Genomic DNA, 456 nt, shown 5'->3' with positions numbered 1-456 from the left:
AGTAGACTGGTTGTACATTAATCAGTATTGTGGAACGTTATGAGTAAGATACGGAAACTGTTAACAGTTACGGGGTTGGCATGGCTATTTGATGCCATGGATGTTGGTTTATTATCATTTATTTTGGTTGCGATTCAACAAGAATGGCAACTATCTTCGGTACAAGTTGGTTGGATTGGATCAGTTAATTCGATTGGCCTTGCAGTTGGTGCCTTAACATTTGGGGCTTTAGCAGATCAAAAGGGTCGTAAGATGATGTTAATGGCAACATTATTGATTTTTTCAATTGCGACAGGATTATCTGCTTTAACAGTGGGATTTGTTAGTTTTATTATTTTACGTTTTTTTGTTGGTGTTGGATTAGGTGGTGAACTACCAGTTGCATCCACGCTTGTATCAGAAAGCGTACCTAAAGAGCGACGTGGTCGGATTATTGTACTATTGGAAAGTTTCTGG

Annotated in this window: 1 protein-coding gene; it reads left to right on the top strand. The window is 38.6% G+C overall.

The window, feature by feature from the left end; all coding sequences use genetic code 11:
* Positions 1-39: 39 nt before the first annotated feature.
* On the top strand, positions 40-456 hold a 417-nt coding region (locus CP370_RS09305), incomplete at its 3' end, for an MFS transporter (protein ID WP_143467890.1).

The sequence above is a fragment of the Lactobacillus sp. UMNPBX19 genome (genome assembly GCF_002553805.1).
In the GTDB taxonomy this organism is placed as follows: domain Bacteria; phylum Bacillota; class Bacilli; order Lactobacillales; family Lactobacillaceae; genus Lactobacillus.
The sequence above is the reverse complement of the archived record's forward strand: the minus strand, read 5'-3'. Positions and strand labels throughout refer to the sequence as shown.